The organism is Paenibacillus sp. CF384 (assembly GCF_900106745.1).
Taxonomy (GTDB): Bacteria; Bacillota; Bacilli; order Paenibacillales; family Paenibacillaceae; genus Paenibacillus_Z.
Genome location: NZ_FNNV01000017.1, coordinates 1 through 22,328, shown reverse-complemented (window position 1 = coordinate 22,328; position 22,328 = coordinate 1). Strand labels below are relative to the sequence as shown.

Genomic DNA, 22,328 nt, shown 5'->3' with positions numbered 1-22,328 from the left:
AGGCACTATAGTTAACATTTGGAGCGTTGTCAGTCGATAAACTCTCGTATACTATAATTAGGTATGTCATCCAATAAGAGAGAATGAAAGTGAGGTTTCCTATGAAACGTTTGTTAAGTGTGGTACTTGCCATTATCGTAGTATTCGCATCTTTGGCAGGGACGGCTTCCGCGGCAAGTGGAGGCACCGACATTAAAGTTAAACTAAATGGCGAATGGGTCATCTTCCCTGCACCGCCTGTACTTCAGAATGGCAAAACCTATGTGGAATTCCGTACCTTGTTTACACAACTGGGCTATTCCATCGATTACAATGCTTCCACGAAGCTAATTAAAGCCAAATCGGCTGCGCGCAGCATTGAGATGAAACCGAGCGGTAAGACGGCTTTGGTTGATGGCAAGAATGTTCCTGTTAACGGTGAAATGAAGCTGCTGAACGGCCGTACAATGGTTGGCGTTCGCTTCATCGCAACGCTTTCGGATAAAACGGTCAACTGGGACGGCGTGAAGAAAATCGTTACGATTACGGATAAAGGACCTACGGCACAGCAGCAGGCAGAAGTGTTCGGCGTGCTGGACAAGCTGACTGCGGCTGAGGATGCACAAGACGCGGCAGCTTATATGGCGGTCTTCCATGCTGAATCTCCGGTACGTGATTTAATTCGTGAATCGGTGCAGGAAACGTTCGCGAAAGTACACACGAAGACGACATTCAGCGAGAAAACGATTGATTCCTATTCGCCCGTTGAAGCGGTTGTGTACACGGTAGAGCAGTCGGTTAAAGTAGGCGGAGACGGCTTCTTTGCGGATGTGGAGAACGAAATGCTGTACACGCTTCACAAAGAGAACGGCAAATGGGCAATCTACGATGCCGAGCAGCTTTCCCATCAATTGCTGGATCTCGATGGCATCTGGAATGAAGCCATTGCAGCTCCTGAAGCAGATAAGACCGCGATTTCGGCACTGATTGCTGCTAACGCCGCTGCTGTAAATGCAAAGGATCTGAACGCATACAAGGCTACACTTGTACCCGGAGCGGAAGGCTTCGATGAAGATGTGAATTCCATGGATGAATTGTTCAAGGATACCGAAACCAGCTTGAAAATGAATCTGGAGAAGAACGCCATCGTTGAACTAAACGGTGACAAGGCGCTCCTTCTGACGCTGCACACATTTGAAGTGACGATTGGCGGCGAGATGATGCCTGTCAAATCGATTAACTTATACAACTTGAAGAAGGTAGACAATAAGTGGCTGCTTATGCCGGGCAGCAACGAGCTGTATAACGATATGGACGAATCGGAAGAGTAGACGAAGAAAGGAGCTAGGCACTTAAATGTGCTTAGCTCCTTTTTGCTGCAGAAATCATGAGGAAAATTCCGCTTAATAAGTGAAGGATCCAACCGACGAAAGGAATCCAAGCTAATAGACAGGTTACGATACCAAGCACCGAACCATAAATCGGTTCTCGGTCTTTCTTCGAGAGGATCAGGGTGACGAGGTGAATGATCAGCATGAATCCCAAAGCAGAATAGGAGGTTCCGATGACTACAAGCGCCCCCAATATTGGAATGGCTAGAAATATTTCTAAAGAACCCGATATCCACTTCATGACTTTCGAACCTGACATCTGCGCGCCTCCCCAGTCTAATATACCTATATCTAGATGCTCTGGATATTATATCAAACACCATCACAATTGGATAGCATTACCTGTTACTTAACTCCAGCGGCAGAAAGGCGTAATCGCCATGCCGCACCATTTCACATCTGCGAACCGTAATCGGGGACTTGAATATCGGTCCGTCCAGCACAGTCGTATGAAACTCGCCGCCTTCTCCGCAAGGGTCGATACCACGATCGAGGAGCTCTTGTACAAATTCATGGTCCAGCATGCGTCCAAGATCCGTTTCGCGCATGCCGAGCGATAAGTTGACGGTCACCACGACCGATAGGAAACCGAGATTGATGAAGGTTTCTACGGTTTCGAGATGATCCATTTGCCACAGCGGCATGCCGAGCTCCAAGCCTGCTTTCTTCGATACCTCATCCTGCCAGCAGCCATAATCCGTCAGTTCGATGTCCCCTGTTACGAGCACTTCGGCTCCGCGCTCTCTCGCTTGTACCAGTTGGCTGATAAAAGCTTGCTCATAGTCAGCCCAGCTCGCAGAAGCTGTATAGAGCGGCAGTCCGATCGCATCTGCTTGAGCGCGAATAAGCTCGGGTGGCATGCCATGGGATCTGGAACGTTTTCCTTCCTCTTCCAGCATCACGATGAGGCCGATTGCTTCTCCAACCTGCATGGCTTTATATAAAGCGAGTGCACTATCCTTGCCGCCGCTGAAGGAGGCAATAAATCGGCGTCCGACGATTGTTTCATTCTTCCAATCCATCGTTTCTTCCATGATCATCATTCCCCGTTATGAATTGTAGTGATGTGGTACAAATTATATAGGATAATAACTTACATAGATATATTCGACGGGAGTAGATAGAGGGATGAAAGTAGTCATTGCGCCTGATTCTTTCAAAGGCTCTGCATCAGCAAGGGAGCTGTGCAGTGCTATTGCCAGAGGCATTCGGTCCGTCATGCCGGAGGCAGAGCTGCATGAGCTGCCGCTGGCCGATGGCGGAGAAGGTATTATGGACAACCTTGTGCACGCCACAGGCGGCACACGGATAGAGGCAGCGGCAACCGATCCGCTTGGTCGCGCCATGACAGCCGCTTACGGTGTGCTGGGTGACGGCGAGACGGTAATCATTGAGATGGCTCAGGCGTCGGGGCTTCCGCTGCTAACGGCGGAAGAGAGGCAGCCGCTCCAGACATCAAGCCGCGGCACAGGCGAGCTGATTAAGCATGCGCTGGATCAAGGCTATCGCAAATTCATTATCGGCCTTGGCGGCAGCGCGACCAATGACGGCGGCGCCGGCATGCTGCGAGCATTGGGGCTGCAGCTGCAAGACGCGCAAGGACAGCCCCTTGCCGAAGGCGGCGGAGCGCTGAGACAGCTCGCGAAGCTAGATGCCGCCGGGCTAGATCCGCGTCTAGCGGAAACGCAAGTTACGATCGCGAGCGACGTAACCAACACGCTATGCGGTCCGCAAGGCGCATCAGCCATCTTCGGACCGCAGAAGGGGGCAACGCCGGAGATGGTGACCGTGCTCGATGAAGGGCTGCGCCTATTCGCCGAGCAGATCCGCGCCGCACGCGGGATTGACGTGATGACCTTACCCGGCGGCGGTGCTGCCGGAGGAATGGGGGCTGGCATAGCCGGATTCATGAATGCGGTTGTTCGTCCCGGCATTGAAGTGGTTATGGAAGCAAGCGGATTCGCTGCAGCCGTGAAGGATGCAGACTTTATTATCACCGGCGAAGGCAAACTGGACGAGCAGACATTATCGGGAAAGGTAGCGGCAGGAGTGTGCGGAGCTGCGGGACCTCTTGGCGTACCGGTTATTATTCTGTGCGGGATGCGGTTGTTGTCGATTCATGAGCTAAGCAAGCTCGGGAAGGTGAGCGCATTCTCCATCGTCCCGGGACCATGCAGCTTGGAAGAGGCGATGGCGCATACTGCAGAGTGGGCGGAGGCCAGTGTCGCCCAGCTGTTCGCTCTACTCAAAAATTCATTTTAAAATCCTCTTCTCCTTCACATCATGTTCACAATGGCCTGTTAGACTGAGGGTCAGGATCAGTGAAACAGGACAAAAGCAGGGGGGAGACCAGTTAGCATGAAGCCGTGGACCGAGTTCGAAGAAGCCATCAAGCCGCATCTCCGGCATGTGCGGACCTATTGTTATTATTTGACCGCATCCAAATGGGAATCGGAGGATCTGCTGCAGGAGGCGCTGCTTCGGGCTTTCAAGCATTATCGGGATACCGGCATTCTTCGTCACCCCAGGTCGCTGCTGTACAAAATCGCCCGCAACGTGCATATTGACGCCCATCGCAAACGACGCGGCATAACCGTTCCGATCGATGAGGCCCTTCAATTGCCGTATTACGATAACAACTACGCCGCCATTCGCGGGACGCTGGAGTGGGTAACGGAGCATCTGTCCGCTCGCGAGATGGAGATGCTGCTGCTCGCAGAGGTGTTCGATTATTCCTACCAGGATATTGCCGATGAGCTGCAATGTACGGTCCCTGCTGTCAAAATGGTGCTGCACCGCTCCAAATCAACGCTGCGTAAGCGAGGTGTCCAGCAAGAGCCGGCGGCTGCCCCGCGCAGTCGAGCCGGGAAGCGCAGAAGCGCGCCAGCGCTTCCCTATATGGTAGACCGATGGACGACGGCATTGATGACCGGCGAATTATAAAGGATCGGATCAGATGGAAAAATGGGCCTCTTGGTAGAGAAGGGAGGTCCTTTTTGGCGTTCGGACTAGTACTTTAGATTCATTCTTGCCGCCTGTAAAACAATACCATAGGACAATGGCTGTATCAGCATGTTAAAGTATAGTTAACAGTAAACATTTACCTTGGAAAAAAGGAACAAGTACGACTTTTGTTGGAGGCGCTATGCGAAACTATTTGGGGAAAACCTTGAAAAAAGAAGTCGTAAATGCATTTGGCGTAACCGTGCTGCCCGCTAATATCGTGCTGGAAGAAGAGCACTTAGTCCTACTAGAAAAGCACAAAATCGAAAATGTCTCCATTATCTTCGATGTAGTGGAAGCGGAGAAAACAGGAAAGCCGAGTTCTCCTCATTCCGCTGTGACTCAGGTTACAAGTAGGGCTAAGGAAATGTATGACTCTATTCGAGAAACCGGCAAGATACCGATGGACGAGCTGCAGAACAACATCATTCCCTCTGTTAAGAGTGTGGCCAGCCATCCGAATATATTCGAGCTGTTCGAGGCGGTCAAGGCGCAAGGTGATTATACGTATCAGCACAACATCGGTGTTGGCGTGCTGGCGACGATGATCGGCAAATGGCTGAATTTTAAAGAAGACGAATTGACAGCGCTTACGCTTGCAGCAACGCTGCATGATGTAGGTAAAGTGAAGATTCCGCCGGAGATCATCAACAAACCAGGCAAGCTGACGGAGGCAGAATTCGAAGTCGTGAAGAAACATACCATTTACGGCTACGAAATATTGAAGAAAACCGAAGGCATCAGCTACCGTGCCGCTTTAGTCGCCCTCCAGCATCATGAACGCGAGGATGGCAAAGGCTACCCGCTAGGCTTGACCTCGGATAAAATCGATAGCTTCAGCAAAATCGTAGCAGTGGCGGATATCTTCCACGCCATGTCCTCCGATCGGCCTTATCATAAGGCACTGCCTTTCTATGAGGTGGTTCGTCAGCTGCGCGAGGGTTATTTCGGACAGCTCGATCCGCATATCGTGTCGGTATTCCTTGAGAATATTACGACGAAGATGATCGGTCAGAAAGTCGTCCTCACCGATGACCGCGTCGGCGAAATCGTATATATTAATCCGCATGACGAGGAAGCGCCGCTCGTACGCATCGGCGAAGAATTCGTGGATTTGTCCGCGGATCGTCAACTGCAAATTAAACAGATTATTGGATTATAGGTTCGGTAAATAGCAAGAGCAGGGGTTCACGTCATCATGTGAATGCCCTGCTCTTTTTCTGTGCGGTGCGTATGCGATTAGGTCCACTTGGCAGCCCATAGCTTCATTTCATGCAAAATTTGATGCAAGTCGACGCCTTTAGGTGTCAGCGAATATTCAACCGTGACCGGGACGGTGGGGAATACATGGCGCTCAAGCACGCCTTGTCCCTCTAAGTGACGAAGCGTACTCGTCAGCGCTCGCGGACTGACGGAAGGGATTAACCGCTGCAGCTCACCGAACCGGCGCTTCTCGCAGAACAGCTCGCGAAGGACAAGAAAGGCCCATTTTCCGCCGATCACATCCAGCGTTTTCTCGATATTACAGTCGATGACGGCGGGGACTTTGGGGATATAATTGTTTGCAGACATTGTATAATCCTCCGTTATGAATTAGTTACATAAAGTATAGTATATATATTAAGTATAATATAATGACAATTATTTCACTACTTTAAAATCTATAATGATATGAGTAGAATAGGGGTTACGTTAGGTTGACAGCGTATGCAGGGAACTGCAATTATCTCTAGGAGGTTGGACAAATGGAGTTTAGAAGACTTGGCGGCAGCGGACTAAAGGTGAGTGAAGTCAGCTTGGGCAGCTGGCTTACATATGGCGGTTATGTTGAACGTGAGAATGCGGTAAAGGCTATCGAGAAGGCGTACGAGCTTGGTGTGAACTTCTTCGATACGGCGAATGTATATGAGCGCGGCGCTGCGGAAGTATTGCTCGGCGAAACGATCAAGCAATTCCCGCGTGAATCCTATGTGCTCGCGACTAAAGCGTTCTGGCCAATGGGTGACGGCCCGAATGACCGCGGCTTGTCCCGCAAGCATGTGATCGAGCAGGCCAATGCCAGCTTGAAGCGTCTGAACACCGACTATGTAGATATTTTCTACTGCCACCGTTATGACCAAGAGACGCCGCTGCAAGAAACGCTGCGCGCAATCGATGATTTGATCCGCTCCGGCAAGGTGTTGTATGCAGGTGTCAGCGAATGGACGGCTTCCCAAATGGCAGATGCGCTGGGCACAGCTGACCGTTACTTGCTGGACCGCATCGTCGTTAGTCAGCCGATCTACAATATGTTCGAGCGTTATATCGAGAAAGAAGTTATCCCTTATGGGGAGAAGAACGGCATTGGACAAGTGGTGTTCTCGCCGCTTGCACAAGGGCTGCTGACGGGCAAATACACGTCCGCTGCTGATCTGCCGGAGGGCAGCCGTGCCTCGAAGCTCGATTGGATGCGCAAAGGCATCACCGACGAGAAGCTTGCTAAAGTGCGCGCCTTGTCCGAAATCGCAGGCGAGCTCGAGATTACGACCGGCCAGCTGGCCCTCGCATGGATTCTACGCCAACCGAACGTAGCCAGTGCCCTAGTCGGCGCCAGCCGTCCGGAGCAGGTCGTCGAGAACGTAGCTGCATCCGGCATCAAGCTGTCGGAAGACGTGCTTGCACGGATCGAGACGATTCTAGGTTAGTTTTGTTTGGAAACCGGACCGGCGCTGCTGGTCCGGTTTTTTGTTTGGTTGCTGCACTCAGCGCACCAGATCACTAAAGTAACCATCTCGTATGAACTCCACCGTCTATGGTGGCAAGAATGCTGAAAGCAGCAGCAGTGCTCCGAAGTTGCTTTCTAGTACAATGGTTTCGCCTGAGGCGGTTGGTGAGAGTCGGATAATCCGACTCTCACCGGCGAAATCGGGGGGGAAAGAAGCTGAGAGTAGGGAAATTCGACTCTCGGCTTCGGGAAGCCTATGATTTCGCCCGCGGCGGTTGGTGAGAGTCGTGAAATCGAACTCTCATCGACGAAATCGGCGGGAAAAGAAGCTGAGAGTAGGAAAATCCGACTCTCAGCTACGGGAAGCCTATGGATTCGCCTGCGGCGGTTGGTGAGAGTCGTGAAATCCGACTCTCGCGGGCGAAACCGGCGGGAAAAGAAGCTGAGAGTAGGAAAATCCGACTCTCAGCTACGGGAAGCCTATGGATTCGCCTGCGGCGGTTGGTGAGAGTCGTGGAATCCGACTCTCAGCTTCGGGGAGCCTATTGAATCGCCCGCGGCGGCTTGTGAGAGTCGTGAAATCCGATTCTCACAGGCGAAGTCGCTTGCGGCGATTGGGATGAAAGCTGCAATTAGGCTCCAAAGTCGCAGTCTAGTTCGTCAGTAAGCGGTACCGCTTACTAAAGGCCAAAGAAACCATAAATCTTCCACTGTAAGCGGATATGCCGCATATGGAGGTGGAGAACATGCGAGTGTAGCTAGTTTATCGCCGAAGTGTGTAACGATAAGCGAAATAGCCGCATATGGAGGTGGAGAACATGCGAGTGTAGCTAGTTTATCGCCGAAGTGTGTAACGATAAGCGAAATAGCCGCTTATGGAGGTAGAGATCATGCGAGGGAAGTTAGTTTACTGCAGTTGCGAGCATGATAAGAGAAATATCCGCTTAAGTAGCCCCGATTTAGCCGTTTCTGCCACTGTAAGCGGATATGCCGCTTATGATGGTGGATAGCATGCGAGGGAATCTAGTTGACTAGCTGGCGAGCAACGATAAGCGAAATAGCCGCTTAAGTAGCCTCGATTTAGCCGTTTCTGCCACTGTAAGAGGATATGCCGCTTATGGCGGTGGAGAGCATGCGAGGGAAGCTAGTTTACCGCAGTTGCGAGCAACGATAAGAGGAATAGCCGCTTAAGTAGTCCCAATTTAGCCGTTTCTGCCACTGTAAGAGGATATGCCGCTTACGGAGGTGGAGAACATGCGAGGGAAGCTAGTTTACCGCCGAAGCGTACCACGATAAGCGAAATAGCCGCTTAAGCAGCTCCAACCGAGCGAAATCTGCCACTGTAAGCGAATATGCCGCTTACAGTGGAAATCGCGTGTGGGAGGCAGCTTTTCAACAGTTTGCGGCGCTGCTAAGAGAGGGATATTAGCGGTTGCCATCAGCGCTGAGGAAGGTGCAGTCAGCGGCCGCAGCAGATTGGTTTACCCCATCAGCGTTTCCCGCTGCCGATAAACTGCAGGATTGAGCGGAGCGACTGCGGGGCGACGGTGTCCAGCAGGTCGCCTTCTTTGCGGAGCCGGTCCTCGATGTTGAGCAGGTTGTAGTCGGTGATCGCGACGTTACGGCGTACTTCGTCCCAGTGGAGCGGGGTTGAGACGCTGGCGGCTCGGCGGGCGCGCGGGGAGTAGGGGGCGATGATGGTTTTGCCTTGATAGTGCTGCAAGTAGTCGATGTAGATGAGGTCGCCGCGATTCTTCTTCAATCGTTCGATGGTGAACAGGCGAGGGTGCTTGTCGGAGAGAAAAGCGCCGACAAATTCACCGATACGGCGCAGCTCATCGAAGGTGAGATCCTGCACGATCGGAATGATAACCTGCACGCCTGTAGCTCCCGATGTTTTGGGCACGGAGGAGATGCCGAGCGATCGCAGCAGATCCCCGACCAGCAGGGCTGCTTCCATAATACGCGGCTCCTCTTCGAGCGTAGGATCCAGATCAAGCACCCATTCCGTTGGATGCTCCGGGTTGCTCACTCGGTCAAAGGATGCGTGATATTCGAGACAAGCCAAATTGCCGAGCCATAGCAGCACGGGCAGGGACGTCAGCTTCACATAGTTAATGCCCTCCCGGGTCACGGTTTCGACAAAAGCCGGTGTAGGGGAGGGGCTGTTTTTCTGATAAAAGGATTTCCCATTCACCCCATCGGGGAACCGAATGGTCGTCAGCAGCCGATCCTGGCAATGCTTCAATAGCCATGGCGACAACGCAGCAAGCCGCTGCAAAAATATCGCTTTCGTTATGCCCATCTCCGGCCATAACAGCTTCTCAGGATTGCTTACCGTCAGCTCATGCCCATCAACAACAACAGTTCCTTTCACAGAACGGCTCATGACAGCGGCTCCTTCGGAAGAAAGGTAACCAGCTTCGGATGGCGAAGCTGCCCGGCAGAAGTCAGCTCGAGGCCGGAAACCCGGCACTTGAACGGCAGCGACAGCCACTGGATCTCTTCACGCTTCAGATCCTCCGGCACGGCCGGAAACGGACATGCGACTACCGCCAAATGCGAATGCTGCGGCTTGAAAGTCGCGGCCAACACTCTGCGAAGCGCATCATTGAGCCCAAGCGAGACACTGCCGAGATAATACCCCTCATGCTCCATCACCAGACTCGCGACGATGCCGCCCCGCCACTTAAGTCCGACAATATCGACATCGAGGACAAGGACAATTTTCTTCTTCAACCAGTCGCGATGTTTCTTGCCTTCCCGATAAGGGCTGTCCAGCCGCTTGCTGACAACGCCTTCCCATTTATTCGTTTGGACCCATTCCCACAATGCAGCACCATCCTGAAACAGATCCGTCACGAACATGCGCGGATCATCCGACGGACATAGTTCGGTAAGCCGCTGATGCCGCTCCTCATAGGGGAGATGGCGCAAATCGCCGGAAGCGTCTGCGAGGATATCGAACAACACCAAGACGAGCCCGCCACGCGAAGCCGCACTGCTGTCAACTCCGGCCTCATTACCGGATCCTTGGCCAACGGGCTGCGATTGCCGCAATAACCCGCGCGACCGTTCCCTCTTCAGCACATGCTGAAAATTCGGCCGCACGCCATCCCACCAGACGATTTCGCCGTCCAGCAGGCAACGTCCTAGAACAGCTGCTTTTGACTCCAGCAGAGACGTGATTTCGGGATAAATACTGTTCTTCAAGTAAAGCTTGCGCGAAAATATCTCCACATGCCCATGCCCGTTCAATCGAGCGAGGATGCGCACGCCATCCCATTTCAGCTGATAGCCCCATTCGCTGCCGACTGGAAGCTCATCATCGGAGAGGGGGGCCATCGGCTCGACGGGCAGCGGCAGCGGCTGCTCATAGTGAACCTCCTGATGCAAGCTCACATCAGGAAGCGATTCCTCGGACCACGGCTGTTCCATCGCCTAAGACACCGTGTCCTTTTTCGTTTTGCGCGCACGAGGTGCTTTTACTTTGGCCACGACCTCGCTGGCTCCCTCGGCAGCGGCTGAAGAACCTGGTGCCGCTCCGCCCGCAGCGGGAGCCGTCCCCCCGGCACCTGCAGCAGCTGCCGCTCCGCCGGCATTCGTGTCCAAGCCTCCGGGCGCATTCGGCGGCAGCTTAACCGCCTCCAAGCTGGCTTGCAGCGCAGCCATTAGATCAAGCACATTCGTGCGCTGCTGCTCCGGCGCAACGCGAACGTCCTCGCCGGCGATTTTGTGCTGGATGAGATCCATTAAGCGCTCCCGATAGTCGTCGGTATATTTGGCCGGCTCGAACGGGGTAGAGAGCTGCTCGATCAGCATGCGAGCCATCATGAGCTCCTTCTCGTTCACATTGACGGTTTCCGGCAGTCCCGGCACCTGATCCACGGATCGGATTTCATCCGGATAGAATATCGTCTCCATCGCTAAGCAATCGTCGATGATGCGAATGGCGGCTAGCGAGCTTTTGGAACGAATCGACACTTTGGCAATCCCAATCCGTCCCGACTGCCGCATTGCTTCCATGAGCAGATTATAGGCGTTGCCCCCGGCTTGATCCGGGGAAAGATAGTATGTTTTCTGGAAATAGATCGGGTCGATCTCCTCAAGCGCGACGAAATCCAGGATGGTGATCGTCTTGGTCGCATCGCTGGATAACGACTCCAGCTCATCCTTCTCAAACAGGACATAGCGGCCTTTCTCATATTCATAGCCTTTGACGATAGCGTCCCAATCGACATCAACGTCGCAGGTCGGGCATTTGCGGATATAGGAGATGTTGCTGCCGCAGTCGCGGTGAATCATTTTGAGAGAGATATCTTTGTCCTCCGTGGCTGAAAACATTTTGACAGGCACATGCACGAGACCGAAGCTGATGGCCCCTTTCCATACCGTATGCATTTCATTTCCCCCTCACAATAAAATGGATTAAAGTCCTCTACATTCATTGTTCCCCGAATGCATGAAACTAAGCTTGTTCGGGCATATTTTCGTGTAGCAAGAGCCAACATCATCATCTAAAGGAGGCAAATGGAATGGTAGAAGCGGGCAATTCCCCTACCGGGAACAGCGACGATAAGAAACATGAAGGCCGCGATGATTATTTTATGGACATCGACCGGATGGTGAATGAAGGATTAGGCGGAGGGCAAGTGACCTTGAACAACGGGTTAATTGCAGAGTCCACCACAGACACAATGGATCCTGGAAATGAATTGAGGGAATAAACAGTGGATACGAAACGCGCAATGCAGATTTACAGCTCGAAGGACACGTTTGCCGTTCATCTCGGCGATAAGCCTGTATGGATCGAAAATGTGGATGAAGCTAATGGCATGGCAACCGTTCAAGTGGGTTCAGACCCGCTCAATACGCAAACCGTTTCCGTCGATCGATTGAAAGAAGAAGGCGACGAATAGGAAGCGGTACTAGAGCAGGGCCCTCGGAAACCGACTAAACATTGGATGCCGAGGGTCTTTATCATTTTTATAAATAAATAGATTATTGTAAAAACGTTCGGAATTTGACGATTTCGAGACATAACGAAATAGAAATGGCGAAAAGATGTGCTTATTCTTGGAAATCGAGCTAAATTGGGGTATAATGAATCAATAAGCTTGATTTTTAAGTTTTCACAATAGAGGGGGGAAAGTATGGCGAAACAGCATTATAAGCTTACCAAGCTGGAGTTGCTGCTGCGGATTGTATTACTTACCGTCGGTGCAGGGCTCGTTTCCGTAGCTCTTGAAATTTTTCTTGTACCAAACAACATTATTGACGGCGGAATAGTCGGTATATCCATCATCGTGGCTCATCTGACTAGCTTGCCGCTCGGTCTATTTCTATTCTTGTTCAACTTGCCGTTTCTCGTCATCGGTTACAAGCAGATCGGTAAAACATTTGCGATATCAACGCTCTACGGCGTTGTGGTCATGTCCATCGGCACGACACTGCTTCATCCGGTCCAGGCTCTGACGTACAGCCCGTTTCTGGCTCCGGTATTCGGCGGCGTCATTCTCGGTATTGGCGTCGGTCTCGTTATCCGTTCAGGCGGTTCGCTTGACGGGACAGAGATTATCGCGATCTTGTTCACGAAGAAAACACCGTTCTCTGTCGGCGAAATCGTGATGTTTTTCAATCTGTTCATCCTCGCGAGCGCGGGCTTCGTGTTCTCGTGGGACAGCGCGATGTATTCCCTTATTGCCTATTACATTGCTTTTAAAGTCATCGACGTGACCTTGGAGGGGATCGATCAGTCCAAGTCGGTCTGGATTATCAGTAAAGAATCCAAGGAAATCGGCGATGCCATCATGAGCCGGCTCGGCCGCGGCGTTACGTATTTGCATGGTGAAGGTGCATTCTCGGGCGGGACGAAACGCGTGATCTTCTGCGTCATTACGCGTCTGGAAGAAGCGAAGATGAAGTCCATTGTTATGGAGCTCGATCCGACAGCTTTCCTCGCCGTGGGCAACATCCATGACGTAAAGGGCGGTCGTTTCAAGAAGCGAGCCATCCACTAACCAGGCAATCAAGCAGTCTGCTCGCAGACGTTCATACAGGCAAGGCTGTGCAACCAAGCATGGCCTTGCCTGCTTTTGTTGCGGGTCTTCCTGCTGACCGATATAATAGGGACAACTAACTGTGAAAATAAGGCTGAGACCGGCAACTGGAGGCGGAGAAACTGGACGAGTTTGAGCGCATTCGCAATTGGACAGCCGACCGCCAACAACCGTCGGTGCTCGCGAAGCAAGGCGTGGTGCTCGGCATCGGGGATGACACAGCGATTGTTGGGTTGCCGCCGGGTGAGCATAGCGGCGGTTTGGAATGGCTGCTGGCAGTCGACACGATGGTGGAGACCGTCCACTTCAATGACGCGACGATGGGCGAGGCCGACATCGGCTGGAAGGCGCTGGCCGCGAACGTCAGCGATATCGCGGCGATGGGTGGCGTGCCTCGGCACGCGCTCGTGTCTGTGAGCGTGCCGCCGGCATGGGGGCCGGCACGTATGCGCCGGCTCTATGATGGGCTTTACGCGTGCGCCGAGCATTACGGCGTAGCGGTGGTTGGCGGCGATACGACGAGTTCGCCGCTGCACTTGGTCGTGTCCGTGACGGTCGTGGGCACCGCCCCGGCCGGCAAGGCGATTCGCCGGGCCGGTGCGCAGCCCGGCGACGCCGTGTTCGTGACCGGAGCGGCGGGGATGGCCGCGGCCGGTCTGCATGCTCTGCTCGCCGCCGCGGCAGCGCGCGCGGGGGCTGCGGCGCAGCCGCATGGCGGCGGCGCGGGCTCGCCGCCAGCGCCGGTGGCGGCAGCGCCAGGCACGGCGGCGCTGGTGCAAGCGCACCGCCGGCCGGCGCCTTCGGTGCGCGCGGCGCTGCTGCTTGCCGCGCGCGGAACCGTGACGTCGCTGAATGACGTCAGCGACGGACTGGCCAGCGAAGCCTGGGAGATCGCCGAGGCTTCGGGCGTAACCCTCGTGCTCCGCGACTCCGACTTGCCGCGCAGCGGCAGCATGACCGCTTACGCGAACAGCTGCGGCTTGAATCCATTGGAGTGGATTCTGTACGGCGGCGAAGACTACGTGCTGCTCGGCACGATCGCTGCCGCAGATGCGCGGGCAGCCAAAGCCGAGCTGGCCGAAGCCGGCCTGCCGATGTTCATCATCGGCGAGGTCGAAGCCGGCGGCGCAGGCGTGGAACTGATTCGCGACCTGGATGCTAGCCGCGGCACGGGGCGCTACGAGGTGCTGCGGGAAGCGGTTGCCAAGCGCGGATATAATCATTTTGGAAATTAGGAGCGGCCGAAACATGAACGAAAGCTACGAAATGATATGGACGGCGGAGAGCGAAGCGGACACCGTTCGATTGGCTGAGAAGCTTGCGGAGCTGGCGGTACCGGGAACGGTGCTTGCGCTCGATGGTGACCTCGGAGCAGGCAAAACGCGATTCTCTAAAGCTTTTGCAGCAGGAATCGGTGTACCCGGTATTGTGAATAGTCCTACTTTTACCATTATTAAAGAATATCAAGGGGCGACATTGCCGCTTTATCATATGGATGTATACCGGCTCTCCGAGCAAGAAGCGGACGAGCTTGGTTTGGACGATTACTTCTTCGGTGAAGGCGTAACGATTGTCGAGTGGGCAAGCCTCATCGAGGCGCTGCTTCCGCCTGATCGGCTTCAGCTATACATCGCGCATTTGGGCGGTGTAGCGCGCCGCATTACGATTACAGGCATTGGCGCACCGTATGCGGCTTGGTGTCAACAATTACAGGCAATTGATCATAGATAGGAGCAAGGAACAGATGAGTGAACATACTACGCCGGGCAGCCGGGAAGGACAGCTGGTGCTGGCGCTGGATACATCAACCGCTTCGCTTGCTGCTGCACTCGTGCGCGGAGATGAGGTGCTGCGCGACATTCAGTCGCTTGCCGAACGCAATCATTCCGTCCACACGGTGTCGGTCGTCAAGGATCTGCTTAGTGAATGCGGCGTTGCGCCGGAGGAGCTCGCAGGCATCGCGATCGGTCGCGGACCAGGATCGTACACAGGGATGAGAATCGCGGTATCGGTCGGCAAAACATTAGCATGGGTCTGGCAGAAACCGCTCGTTGGCGTTTCGAGCCTCGAAGCCCTCGCTTATGGAGCATGGCAGACGGGAGCTGACAAGGACACAGCTGCCGCCAATGTACCTGTAGGGACACGTCCGGTTTGGGTTGTACCGATCATGGATGCGCGTCGTGGACAAGTATATACAGGAGCTTTCGAGGCTTCGGCTCCAGATGTGTCATCTTCTGAATTCCCGGCAGCTTGGAAACGTTTGGCCAAAGACGGCATCCGTCTCATGCACGATTGGGTAGACCGGCTCGCTGCAGACGTGAAGGACATGGATGCTGCTTCGAGACCTTCTGCGATTTGGATTGTCGGTGAATTACAGCTTCACGAGGCGGAAGCCGAACGATTGCGGAGCATATGCCCCGAGGTGGAAGTCGCGGCATTCTCTTATATTTTAGAAGGACGATCCGTTGCTGCACTTGGACTTTCACGCTTGGCAGCCGGAGAATCCGATGACGTGCATACGTTTATTCCGAACTACACGCAGTTGACGGAAGCAGAAGTGAAATTGCAGGAACGGACGGCTTCGCAGCAGCAAAGCGCGGTGGAAGGAGCGGGTAAACGTGACGGTCATTGATGTGAACCGGCTTGTTTTTCGACTGATGACGATGAGCGATGTCAAGACGATCGTCGCTATCGAGCAGGAGAGCTTTACTTCGCCGTGGACAGAGGAAGCGTTCGTCAACGAGCTGACGAATAATCATTTTGCCCGTTATATGGTGATGGATTACGAAGGCGAAGTCCTTGGTTATGGCGGCATGTGGACCATCATGGATGAGGCGCATGTGACCAATGTGGCGGTGCGCGAACCGTATCGCGGACGCGGTCTTGGCGAGATGCTGATGGTGGAGCTGCAGCGTGCGGCAGTCATGTTCGGTTCGAAGCGGATGACGCTAGAAGTCCGTGTATCCAACGAAGTGGCTCAGCGGCTTTATAGAAAGCTCGGCTTCGAACCTTCGGGCGTCCGTCCCGGCTATTATTCAGACAATAAAGAGGATGCGCTCATCATGTGGGCTGAACTGGATGCCTCAGGTGAAGTGGAGAATGGGTATGACGACTACAAATGAACTGATTCTCGCCGTAGAAACGAGCTGTGACGAAACAGCCGTTGCCCTTATTCGCGGCGGCAAGGAGATTGTAACGAGTATTATTTCGAGCCAAATCGAGACCCATCAGCGGTTCGGCGGCGTTGTGCCGGAGATTGCATCGCGTAAGCATGTGGAGTCGATTACGCTCATAATGGAGCAGGCGATGAAAGAGGCCGGTGCGGAGTTCCGCGACCTGTCCGCGATTGCGGTTACGCAAGGCCCGGGACTTGTAGGCGCGCTTCTGGTCGGAATCGTAGCGGCTAAGAGCTTGGCGATGGCGCTTGACCTCCCCCTTATCGGCACCCATCATATCGCCGGGCATATCTATGCCAACCAGCTGGTGCATGAGATCGAATATCCATGCCTTGCGCTCGTAGCATCTGGCGGGCATACGGAGCTTGTCGTGCTGGAGAGCGAAGGCGTGTTCCGGATCATCGGCAGGACTCGCGACGATGCTGTCGGCGAGGCGTATGACAAAGTGGCGCGTACGCTGAATTTTCCATACCCTGGCGGGCCTTACATTGACAGGCTGGCGCAGCAGTCGGAGGAAGAGTTCCTGCTGCCGCGGGCATGGCTGGAGCCGGATTCGTATGACTTCAGCTTCAGCGGGTTGAAGTCTGCCGTTCTTGCGGCGATTAATTCCGCCAAAATGAAAGGCGAAACGCCGCGCGAGGCTGCTCTTGCCCGCGGGTTCCAAGCATCCGTCATCGACGTGCTTGTGACGAAAGCACTGCGTGCCGTTCGCGAAGTCGGCGCGAAGCAGCTGCTGCTCTGCGGCGGTGTTGCCGCTAACGGCGGCTTGCGCGCTGCTTTGACGGCGCGCTGCGGGGAAGCGGGTATTCCGCTGCTTATTCCGCCGCTTAAGCTCTGCACGGATAATGCGGCGATGATCGGCGCTGCGGCGCACCTGAAGTGGAAACGCGGTGAGTTTACGCCGCTCGACATGAAGGCGGAGCCGGGCTTGTCGCTCGAAGAATGGTCGGTTCGGAGCTAGTCGCTAACCGGGCGCTGTTCGTTGTTGCAGTTGCTGCATGTACGTACACGTATGTAGTCGTATGGGGGAGCTGGTTGTCGTGAATTCGAAGCCTTATTTCTATGGCACGATATTTGTATTATTTGTTTTTATCTTTATCTGTGCAATGGTTGGCGGAGGGGATGAATTCTTCGGCGGCGAGCGGCTGGTCCATGCTTTCGAGTGGGTGACCCGGTATGTCGTACCTTGGGGAATCCTATGGCTATTGTACAAAATCTACAAAAAGAAATAATCATACTCGAAGCTGCCTTCAACCGTACATTGGTACGGTTGAAGGCAGTTTTTTTATGTAGATGCATTGATTCACCAAAAGCCAAGAGTCTCCAAATCGAACGCTCAGCATCCTAACTAACCCCCAACCAACCGCGCCTGTAGCTGAGAGTCTCCAAAGTGAACTTTCAGCATCAAACTGAGCCGAAATCGAAGCTGAGAGTACAGAAATCGAACGCTCGCAGTCCCAACTAACCTCCAACCAACCGCGTCTGTAGCTGAGAGTCTCCAAAATGAACTTTCAGCATCAAACTGAGCCGAAATCGAAGCCGAGAGTTCCCGAATCAAACTCTCAGCATCCCAACTAACCCCCCAACCAACCGCGTCTGTAGCTGAGAGTCTCCAAAGTGAACTTTCAGCATCAAACTGAGCCGGAAATCGAGGCCGAGAGTACAGAAATCGAACACTCGCCCTCCCAACTAACCCGCATCGGTAGAAATGTTGCAGAAAAGGCAGCATTTCACCTCTCCGATGGGCCATATTCGACCTAATGTTGCGGAAAATGCAACATTGTCTACGGATTCGAAGGCCAAGCGAGGATAGGAGGAGAAAATGTTGCAAAACTTGCAACATTTCCCCTCGTATAGCTCAATTTACACAGAATTGTTGCACAAATAGCAACATTATTCCGGGTATGCATGAGGCAGACTTGACCTATCAGGAGATGAACGATAAGGCGGGAGTGTTAGGAAAATTTTTTACATTCGAATTGACAGACGATTCCGACAGGCATATAATAAGCAACAACACTTCAAACATCTGACAAACGCGACGAACAGGAGCAGTAAAGCGTATAGCCGGGATTAGAGAGCTGCGGGTTGGTGCAACGCAGTCGAAGGCCGCTTGAACCTCGCCTGGGAGCGGATTTACGGAAATGAGCTTCGCTGTCGGCCGAAGGCCAAGGCTTAGGGAATGCTCACGTACGTCTTTACGGGTTACCTCCGTGATCGGGTGCATGGCTTCGACTTCTAGAATCGTCGTCATGCTTAAGCGGACGTTCATTGCTTCCTTACAGGAAGGAACGTCAACAAGGGTGGTACCGCGCCGGACCTAACAGTCTGTCGTCTCTTGAATAAGAGACGTCAGGCTTTTTTTTGTTTTCCGATAAGCGGTTTTGAAGCGAGACGCAGTCACAATCACTGGAATATCGACACATACTTGATCGACCCATAAATCAAACGCGAAGAACAGGAGCAGTAGGAACAATCCGGGAAAAGCAGAGAGCTGCGGGGTGGTGCGACGCAGCCGAAGGATATCCGAAACTCGCCTGGGAGCGGAACGAGGGAATAGCGCGATACACTCGCGTATCCTACCTCTGTTACGGTTAACCACCGTCATCAGGTGCAGCAGCTGCCCGTTATTCATAACGGTGGCGAACCATGCTGCATAAGCGGGTCCGGCCTCGATAAGGCCGGGCAACTAGAGTGGTACCGCGGCATGCTCACAAAAGCCTGTCGTCTCTTGATTCATCAGGAGACGTCGGGCTTTTTCTGTTCTCTCGAATCCTTTCCCAATCCCAAAAACCTTTAGGAGGCTAACCCTTATGACCATTAACAATCAAGCGCAAACCCAATCCGGTAACAAAATCATCCGTATCTTCGACACCACCCTTCGTGACGGCGAGCAGTCACCGGGCGCAACGCTGCGTCCCGAGCAGAAAATCATACTTGCCCGCCAGCTGGCGAAGCTTGGCGTCGACATTATCGAGCCGGGCTTCCCGATCTCGAGCCCGGGCGAATTCGCGGCGGTACAGCAAATTTCACGTGAGCTGCATGGTGTTGAAATCGTCGGCTTTGCCCGTGCGATCAAAGGCGATATCGACGCGGCAGTACGCTCCACAATGGACGCAGCCCGCCGCCGTTTGCACATTTTCATATCCTCCTCGGATATCCATCTGGATTTCCAATTAAAAAAATCCCGCGAGCAGGTGCTCAATATCGCCCGCGAAATGGTAGCGTACGGCAAGCAATTCGTCGACGAAATCGAATTTTCCGCCATGGATGCAAGCCGTTCGGGACGTGAATTCGTCATCGAGATGGTAGAGGCCGTCATTGCTGAAGGCGCGACCGTCATCAATCTGCCGGATACGCTTGGTTACGCCCTTCCGGAAGAGTACGGCGAGCTGTTCCGCAGCGTGAGAGCCGGGGCAAGAGGCGGGGATAAAGTGCAGTACAGCGCACATTGCCATAATGATCTTGGTCTAGCGGTAGCCAACAGCTTAGCGGCGATTAACGCGGGGGCGACGCAGGTGGAAGTGACGGTGAACGGAATCGGCGAGCGTGCCGGCAACTGTTCGCTGGAGGAGCTTGTGATGGCGATCGAGACACGCAAATCGGTGATCGGTGCGGAAACGGGTATCGTCCAAAGCGAGATTTATGAAACATCGCGGATGGTGAGCCGGGCGATGAACTTCCCGATTGCTTACAACAAGCCAATCGTGGGGCGGAACGCTTTTCAGCACGAGTCGGGCATCCATCAGGATGGATTGCTTAAGAACCGCAACACGTACGAAATTATGGATCCGGAAGCGATGGGCATTCCGCGCAGCATGATCGTGCTTGGCAAACATTCCGGCCGTCATGCGATCAAGCATCGTCTGGCTGATTACGGCATTGAACTGAACGATGAGCAGCTGCTGGATGTGTATAACCGTTTCATTGAGAAAGCCGATGAGATGAAAATCGTGCCTGACGATGTCCTGGTCCGGTTAGCAAGCGAATCGACAGACACGCAGCATGATCCGTATACGCTGGTTGACTTGCAGGTGCTTGCGGGGACGCAGCGTTCTCGCATCGCGTCAGTTACGATTCGTGAACGCGATTCGCAGGAGGAACGCACGCTGACAGGAACGGGCAAAGGGCCGTTGGAAGCCGTTATTCACTGCCTGCAGCAGGCGATTCCGGTAACGGCGGAGTTCGAGGATCTGGAGCTGCATTCGTTATCAACAGGCGAGGATGCACGCGGGGAAGCAATCGTCGCAATTGTGCATAACAATCGGCGGTATACGGGGACGGCTGTGCATAACGATATTATTTTGGCGGCGGCTGAGGCTTATGTGAGTGCTTGCAATCAACTGCTGATGAGTGCGCAGGATGATGGGGTGGAAGAGCTCATTCAGAAGAAGAGCAGCTGATTCCACGGAATTAGTGGCTGGGGGTTTAGTCGAAAAGTTTAAGGTTCGTTCGTGAGGGGGCGATAACCGGTGTCTATGAATGGTAAAGACTGCTTTATTTGCCGAAAGCATCGTGGTGACATCCAGTCGGTTGGGAGCACCATCTATGAGGATGGGCATGTGCATGTGGGTCATATGGGGTTTCGAGGTGAAGAGCAAACCACTTACTTAGGCTATGTCATAGTGGAATTGAAACGCCATACGCCGGGACTTGGTGATCTGTCCGTGCAGGAAGCGGCAGCAGTGGGAGTTATCGTGAACGAAGTGAGTCGAGCGCTCAAGAGCGTTCTGCGTGCAGAGCATATTTACAGCTTCGTCCAAGGGGATGGCGTGCCGCATTTCCATATGCACCTCATCCCGCGGTATGCAGGAACGCCGGATCCCTATCGCAATCCTTTGAACCTCATGAACTGGCCGGACGCACCACATGGCGGAGAAGCAGAAGTCGAGAAAATTTGCTCCAAGCTGCGCGTGTATTTGCGGGCAATTTGAAGGATTCAACAAGAGGGCGGTGGAATCACGATGGGGCAACTGGCAGATCAGGGGAACAAGGAACGTGTAGTGGCGTATTATACCGGCTTTGGCGAGCGAGAATGGAGCCGGCTTGACCGGGAACCGCTGGAGTTCACGGTTAACATGCATTATTTGAAACAGTACCTGCCGCCTGCCGGACAGGTGCTGGACAACGGAGCTGGCCCCGGAAAATATGCGATGGCACTGGCTGCAGCAGGCTATGAGCTGACGCTGACTGACCTTACGCCTGCGCTTGTTGAGCTTGCTGAGGCAAAAGCCGACGAGCTTGAGCTAACCGAGCGTTTCACCGGCGGCTTCCATGTCTGCAATGCTTGCGAGCTCGCGCCGCTGGCTGACAACAGCTATGATGCCGCGCTTCTCATGGGCCCGCTGTACCATTTGCAGCATGCGCCGGATCGCGCTAAGGCTGTTCGCGAGCTTCACCGGGTGACGAAGCCGGGAGGCGTCGTATTCGTGGCTTTTCGCAGCCGAGTCAATCAAGTGATGAATGCGCTGCTTGCTCCGGAGCATTGGAAGCCGCTGCATCGATTGGATGCTATCGAGGCGTTTCGAGAGAACGGGATCTTCGATCATGCCGAAGAAGGACGCTATACGGGAGCTTACTTCTATGAGCTCGAGGCTATTCGACCGTTTATGGAATCAAATGGCTTCCAGACGGTGGAGTTGATCGGATCCACGAACATGGGGGCAATCCTCGGAGCGGACCAATGGCGCTACTGGTCGGAGCAGGGGGAGGAAACGTATCAGCAGCTTATTCAACTGCTCATCCGGATGGCGAAGGATTCGACTGTGCTTGGGATGTCCTCGCATTTACTCTACATCGGTAGAAGAGTGTAGGTGTGTAAGTAGCGCTTGTTAGATAAAGGGGCATTATCAAAAGTGTGCAGGACGACTTTTGAGATGCCTCTTTTTTTGCTGTGCCGTTTAACGAGGACGTGAAGAAATTGTTGCACAAACGGCTCAGCCCCTTTAATCCGGAGTCCTTCCAGCCAAAAAACAAGTTCTCACAAGATTGCTTGTTTTTTCGCGCTGTTACATGG

General features: G+C 53.6%; 23 protein-coding genes. 17 read left to right on the top strand and 6 right to left on the bottom strand.

Features of this window, described 5'->3' with window-relative positions:
* The first annotated feature begins 101 nt into the window (after window positions 1-101).
* Window positions 102-1,310 (top strand): copper amine oxidase N-terminal domain-containing protein, encoded by a 1,209-nt coding sequence (locus BLW29_RS23640; RefSeq protein WP_177186795.1) that lies wholly within the window; start codon window positions 102-104, stop codon window positions 1,308-1,310.
* 31 nt (window positions 1,311-1,341) lie between these two features.
* Here BLW29_RS23640 and BLW29_RS23635 read toward each other — a convergent pair whose 3' ends face one another.
* Window positions 1,342-1,629 carry a hypothetical protein gene (locus tag BLW29_RS23635; RefSeq protein WP_090984241.1) on the bottom strand — a complete coding sequence of 96 codons (288 nt, stop codon included), beginning with the start codon at window positions 1,627-1,629 and terminating at the stop codon, window positions 1,342-1,344.
* A gap of 79 nt (window positions 1,630-1,708) precedes the next feature.
* Window positions 1,709-2,404, bottom strand: coding sequence for a Dph6-related ATP pyrophosphatase (locus BLW29_RS23630; protein WP_090984240.1), 696 nt, complete (start codon window positions 2,402-2,404; stop codon window positions 1,709-1,711).
* Between the two features lie 94 nt (window positions 2,405-2,498).
* On the opposite strand from BLW29_RS23630, the gene BLW29_RS23625 reads away from it, so the two are divergent.
* The 3 genes from BLW29_RS23625 to BLW29_RS23615 all read left to right on the top strand — a co-directional run bounded on the left by BLW29_RS23625 (window position 2,499) and on the right by BLW29_RS23615 (window position 5,535).
* A complete protein-coding gene (locus tag BLW29_RS23625; RefSeq protein ID WP_090984239.1) occupies window positions 2,499-3,632 on the top strand; it encodes a glycerate kinase in 1,134 nt (377 codons plus the stop codon).
* A gap of 96 nt (window positions 3,633-3,728) precedes the next feature.
* Window positions 3,729-4,313, top strand: coding sequence for an RNA polymerase sigma factor (locus BLW29_RS23620; protein ID WP_090984237.1), 585 nt, complete (start codon window positions 3,729-3,731; stop codon window positions 4,311-4,313).
* A 202-nt stretch (window positions 4,314-4,515) separates the two neighbouring features.
* On the top strand, window positions 4,516-5,535 hold the full coding sequence (locus BLW29_RS23615) for an HD-GYP domain-containing protein (protein WP_090984235.1): 1,020 nt from the start codon (window positions 4,516-4,518) through the stop codon (window positions 5,533-5,535).
* Between the two features lie 77 nt (window positions 5,536-5,612).
* Here BLW29_RS23615 and BLW29_RS23610 read toward each other — a convergent pair whose 3' ends face one another.
* Window positions 5,613-5,945: a winged helix-turn-helix transcriptional regulator gene (locus BLW29_RS23610; protein ID WP_090984234.1), complete on the bottom strand. Its 333-nt coding sequence runs from the start codon at window positions 5,943-5,945 to the stop codon at window positions 5,613-5,615.
* A 173-nt stretch (window positions 5,946-6,118) separates the two neighbouring features.
* Between BLW29_RS23610 and BLW29_RS23605 the strand changes: the two genes are divergently transcribed.
* A complete protein-coding gene (locus BLW29_RS23605; protein ID WP_090984232.1) occupies window positions 6,119-7,057 on the top strand; it encodes an aldo/keto reductase family protein in 939 nt (312 codons plus the stop codon).
* A 1,509-nt stretch (window positions 7,058-8,566) separates the two neighbouring features.
* Here the strand turns inward: BLW29_RS23605 and ligD are convergent.
* From ligD to BLW29_RS23590, 3 genes are read right to left on the bottom strand one after another with little or no spacing between them, the layout of a single operon-like run.
* Entirely contained in the window at window positions 8,567-9,466 is a 900-nt protein-coding gene (gene ligD, locus BLW29_RS23600) for a non-homologous end-joining DNA ligase (protein ID WP_090984230.1), read from the bottom strand.
* Window positions 9,463-10,515 carry an ATP-dependent DNA ligase gene (locus BLW29_RS23595; RefSeq protein ID WP_090984228.1) on the bottom strand — a complete coding sequence of 351 codons (1,053 nt, stop codon included), beginning with the start codon at window positions 10,513-10,515 and terminating at the stop codon, window positions 9,463-9,465. Before BLW29_RS23595 ends, ligD begins: the two co-directional genes overlap by 4 nt.
* 3 nt (window positions 10,516-10,518) lie before the next feature.
* Window positions 10,519-11,478 (bottom strand): non-homologous end joining protein Ku, encoded by a 960-nt coding sequence (locus tag BLW29_RS23590; RefSeq protein ID WP_090984226.1) that lies wholly within the window; start codon window positions 11,476-11,478, stop codon window positions 10,519-10,521.
* 134 nt (window positions 11,479-11,612) lie between these two features.
* On the opposite strand from BLW29_RS23590, the gene BLW29_RS23585 reads away from it, so the two are divergent.
* The 12 genes from BLW29_RS23585 to BLW29_RS23525 all read left to right on the top strand — a co-directional run bounded on the left by BLW29_RS23585 (window position 11,613) and on the right by BLW29_RS23525 (window position 22,125).
* Window positions 11,613-11,804: a hypothetical protein gene (locus BLW29_RS23585; RefSeq protein ID WP_090984224.1), complete on the top strand. Its 192-nt coding sequence runs from the start codon at window positions 11,613-11,615 to the stop codon at window positions 11,802-11,804.
* Between the two features lie 3 nt (window positions 11,805-11,807).
* A complete protein-coding gene (locus BLW29_RS23580; protein WP_090984223.1) occupies window positions 11,808-11,996 on the top strand; it encodes an H-type small acid-soluble spore protein in 189 nt (62 codons plus the stop codon).
* 234 nt (window positions 11,997-12,230) lie between these two features.
* Window positions 12,231-13,097: a YitT family protein gene (locus tag BLW29_RS23575; protein WP_090984221.1), complete on the top strand. Its 867-nt coding sequence runs from the start codon at window positions 12,231-12,233 to the stop codon at window positions 13,095-13,097.
* A 215-nt stretch (window positions 13,098-13,312) separates the two neighbouring features.
* Window positions 13,313-14,371, top strand: coding sequence for a thiamine-phosphate kinase (gene thiL / locus BLW29_RS23570; RefSeq protein ID WP_256208840.1), 1,059 nt, complete (start codon window positions 13,313-13,315; stop codon window positions 14,369-14,371).
* A 13-nt stretch (window positions 14,372-14,384) separates the two neighbouring features.
* On the top strand, window positions 14,385-14,867 hold the full coding sequence (tsaE, locus tag BLW29_RS23565; protein ID WP_090984217.1) for a tRNA (adenosine(37)-N6)-threonylcarbamoyltransferase complex ATPase subunit type 1 TsaE: 483 nt from the start codon (window positions 14,385-14,387) through the stop codon (window positions 14,865-14,867).
* Window positions 14,868-14,880: 13 nt separating this feature from the next.
* Entirely contained in the window at window positions 14,881-15,768 is an 888-nt protein-coding gene (tsaB, locus tag BLW29_RS23560) for a tRNA (adenosine(37)-N6)-threonylcarbamoyltransferase complex dimerization subunit type 1 TsaB (RefSeq protein ID WP_090984215.1), read from the top strand.
* Complete coding sequence (gene rimI, locus BLW29_RS23555) at window positions 15,755-16,258, top strand: ribosomal protein S18-alanine N-acetyltransferase (protein ID WP_256208838.1); 504 nt, start codon at window positions 15,755-15,757, stop codon at window positions 16,256-16,258. The genes tsaB and rimI overlap by 14 nt, the downstream gene beginning before the upstream one ends.
* Window positions 16,242-17,273 carry a tRNA (adenosine(37)-N6)-threonylcarbamoyltransferase complex transferase subunit TsaD gene (gene tsaD, locus BLW29_RS23550; RefSeq protein WP_256208837.1) on the top strand — a complete coding sequence of 344 codons (1,032 nt, stop codon included), beginning with the start codon at window positions 16,242-16,244 and terminating at the stop codon, window positions 17,271-17,273. Before rimI ends, tsaD begins: the two co-directional genes overlap by 17 nt.
* A 79-nt stretch (window positions 17,274-17,352) precedes the next feature.
* The gene (locus BLW29_RS23545) at window positions 17,353-17,544 is read left to right on the top strand and encodes a hypothetical protein (RefSeq protein WP_090984211.1); all 192 of its coding nucleotides are present in this window, start codon (window positions 17,353-17,355) and stop codon (window positions 17,542-17,544) included.
* Between the two features lie 1,581 nt (window positions 17,545-19,125).
* Window positions 19,126-20,715, top strand: coding sequence for a 2-isopropylmalate synthase (locus BLW29_RS23535; RefSeq protein ID WP_090984205.1), 1,590 nt, complete (start codon window positions 19,126-19,128; stop codon window positions 20,713-20,715).
* A 75-nt stretch (window positions 20,716-20,790) separates the two neighbouring features.
* Window positions 20,791-21,246, top strand: a complete 456-nt coding sequence (locus BLW29_RS23530; protein WP_090984203.1) for an HIT family protein — start codon at window positions 20,791-20,793, stop codon at window positions 21,244-21,246.
* A 30-nt stretch (window positions 21,247-21,276) separates the two neighbouring features.
* Window positions 21,277-22,125, top strand: a complete 849-nt coding sequence (locus BLW29_RS23525) for a class I SAM-dependent methyltransferase (protein ID WP_090984201.1) — start codon at window positions 21,277-21,279, stop codon at window positions 22,123-22,125.
* The last annotated feature ends 203 nt before the right edge of the window (window positions 22,126-22,328 follow it).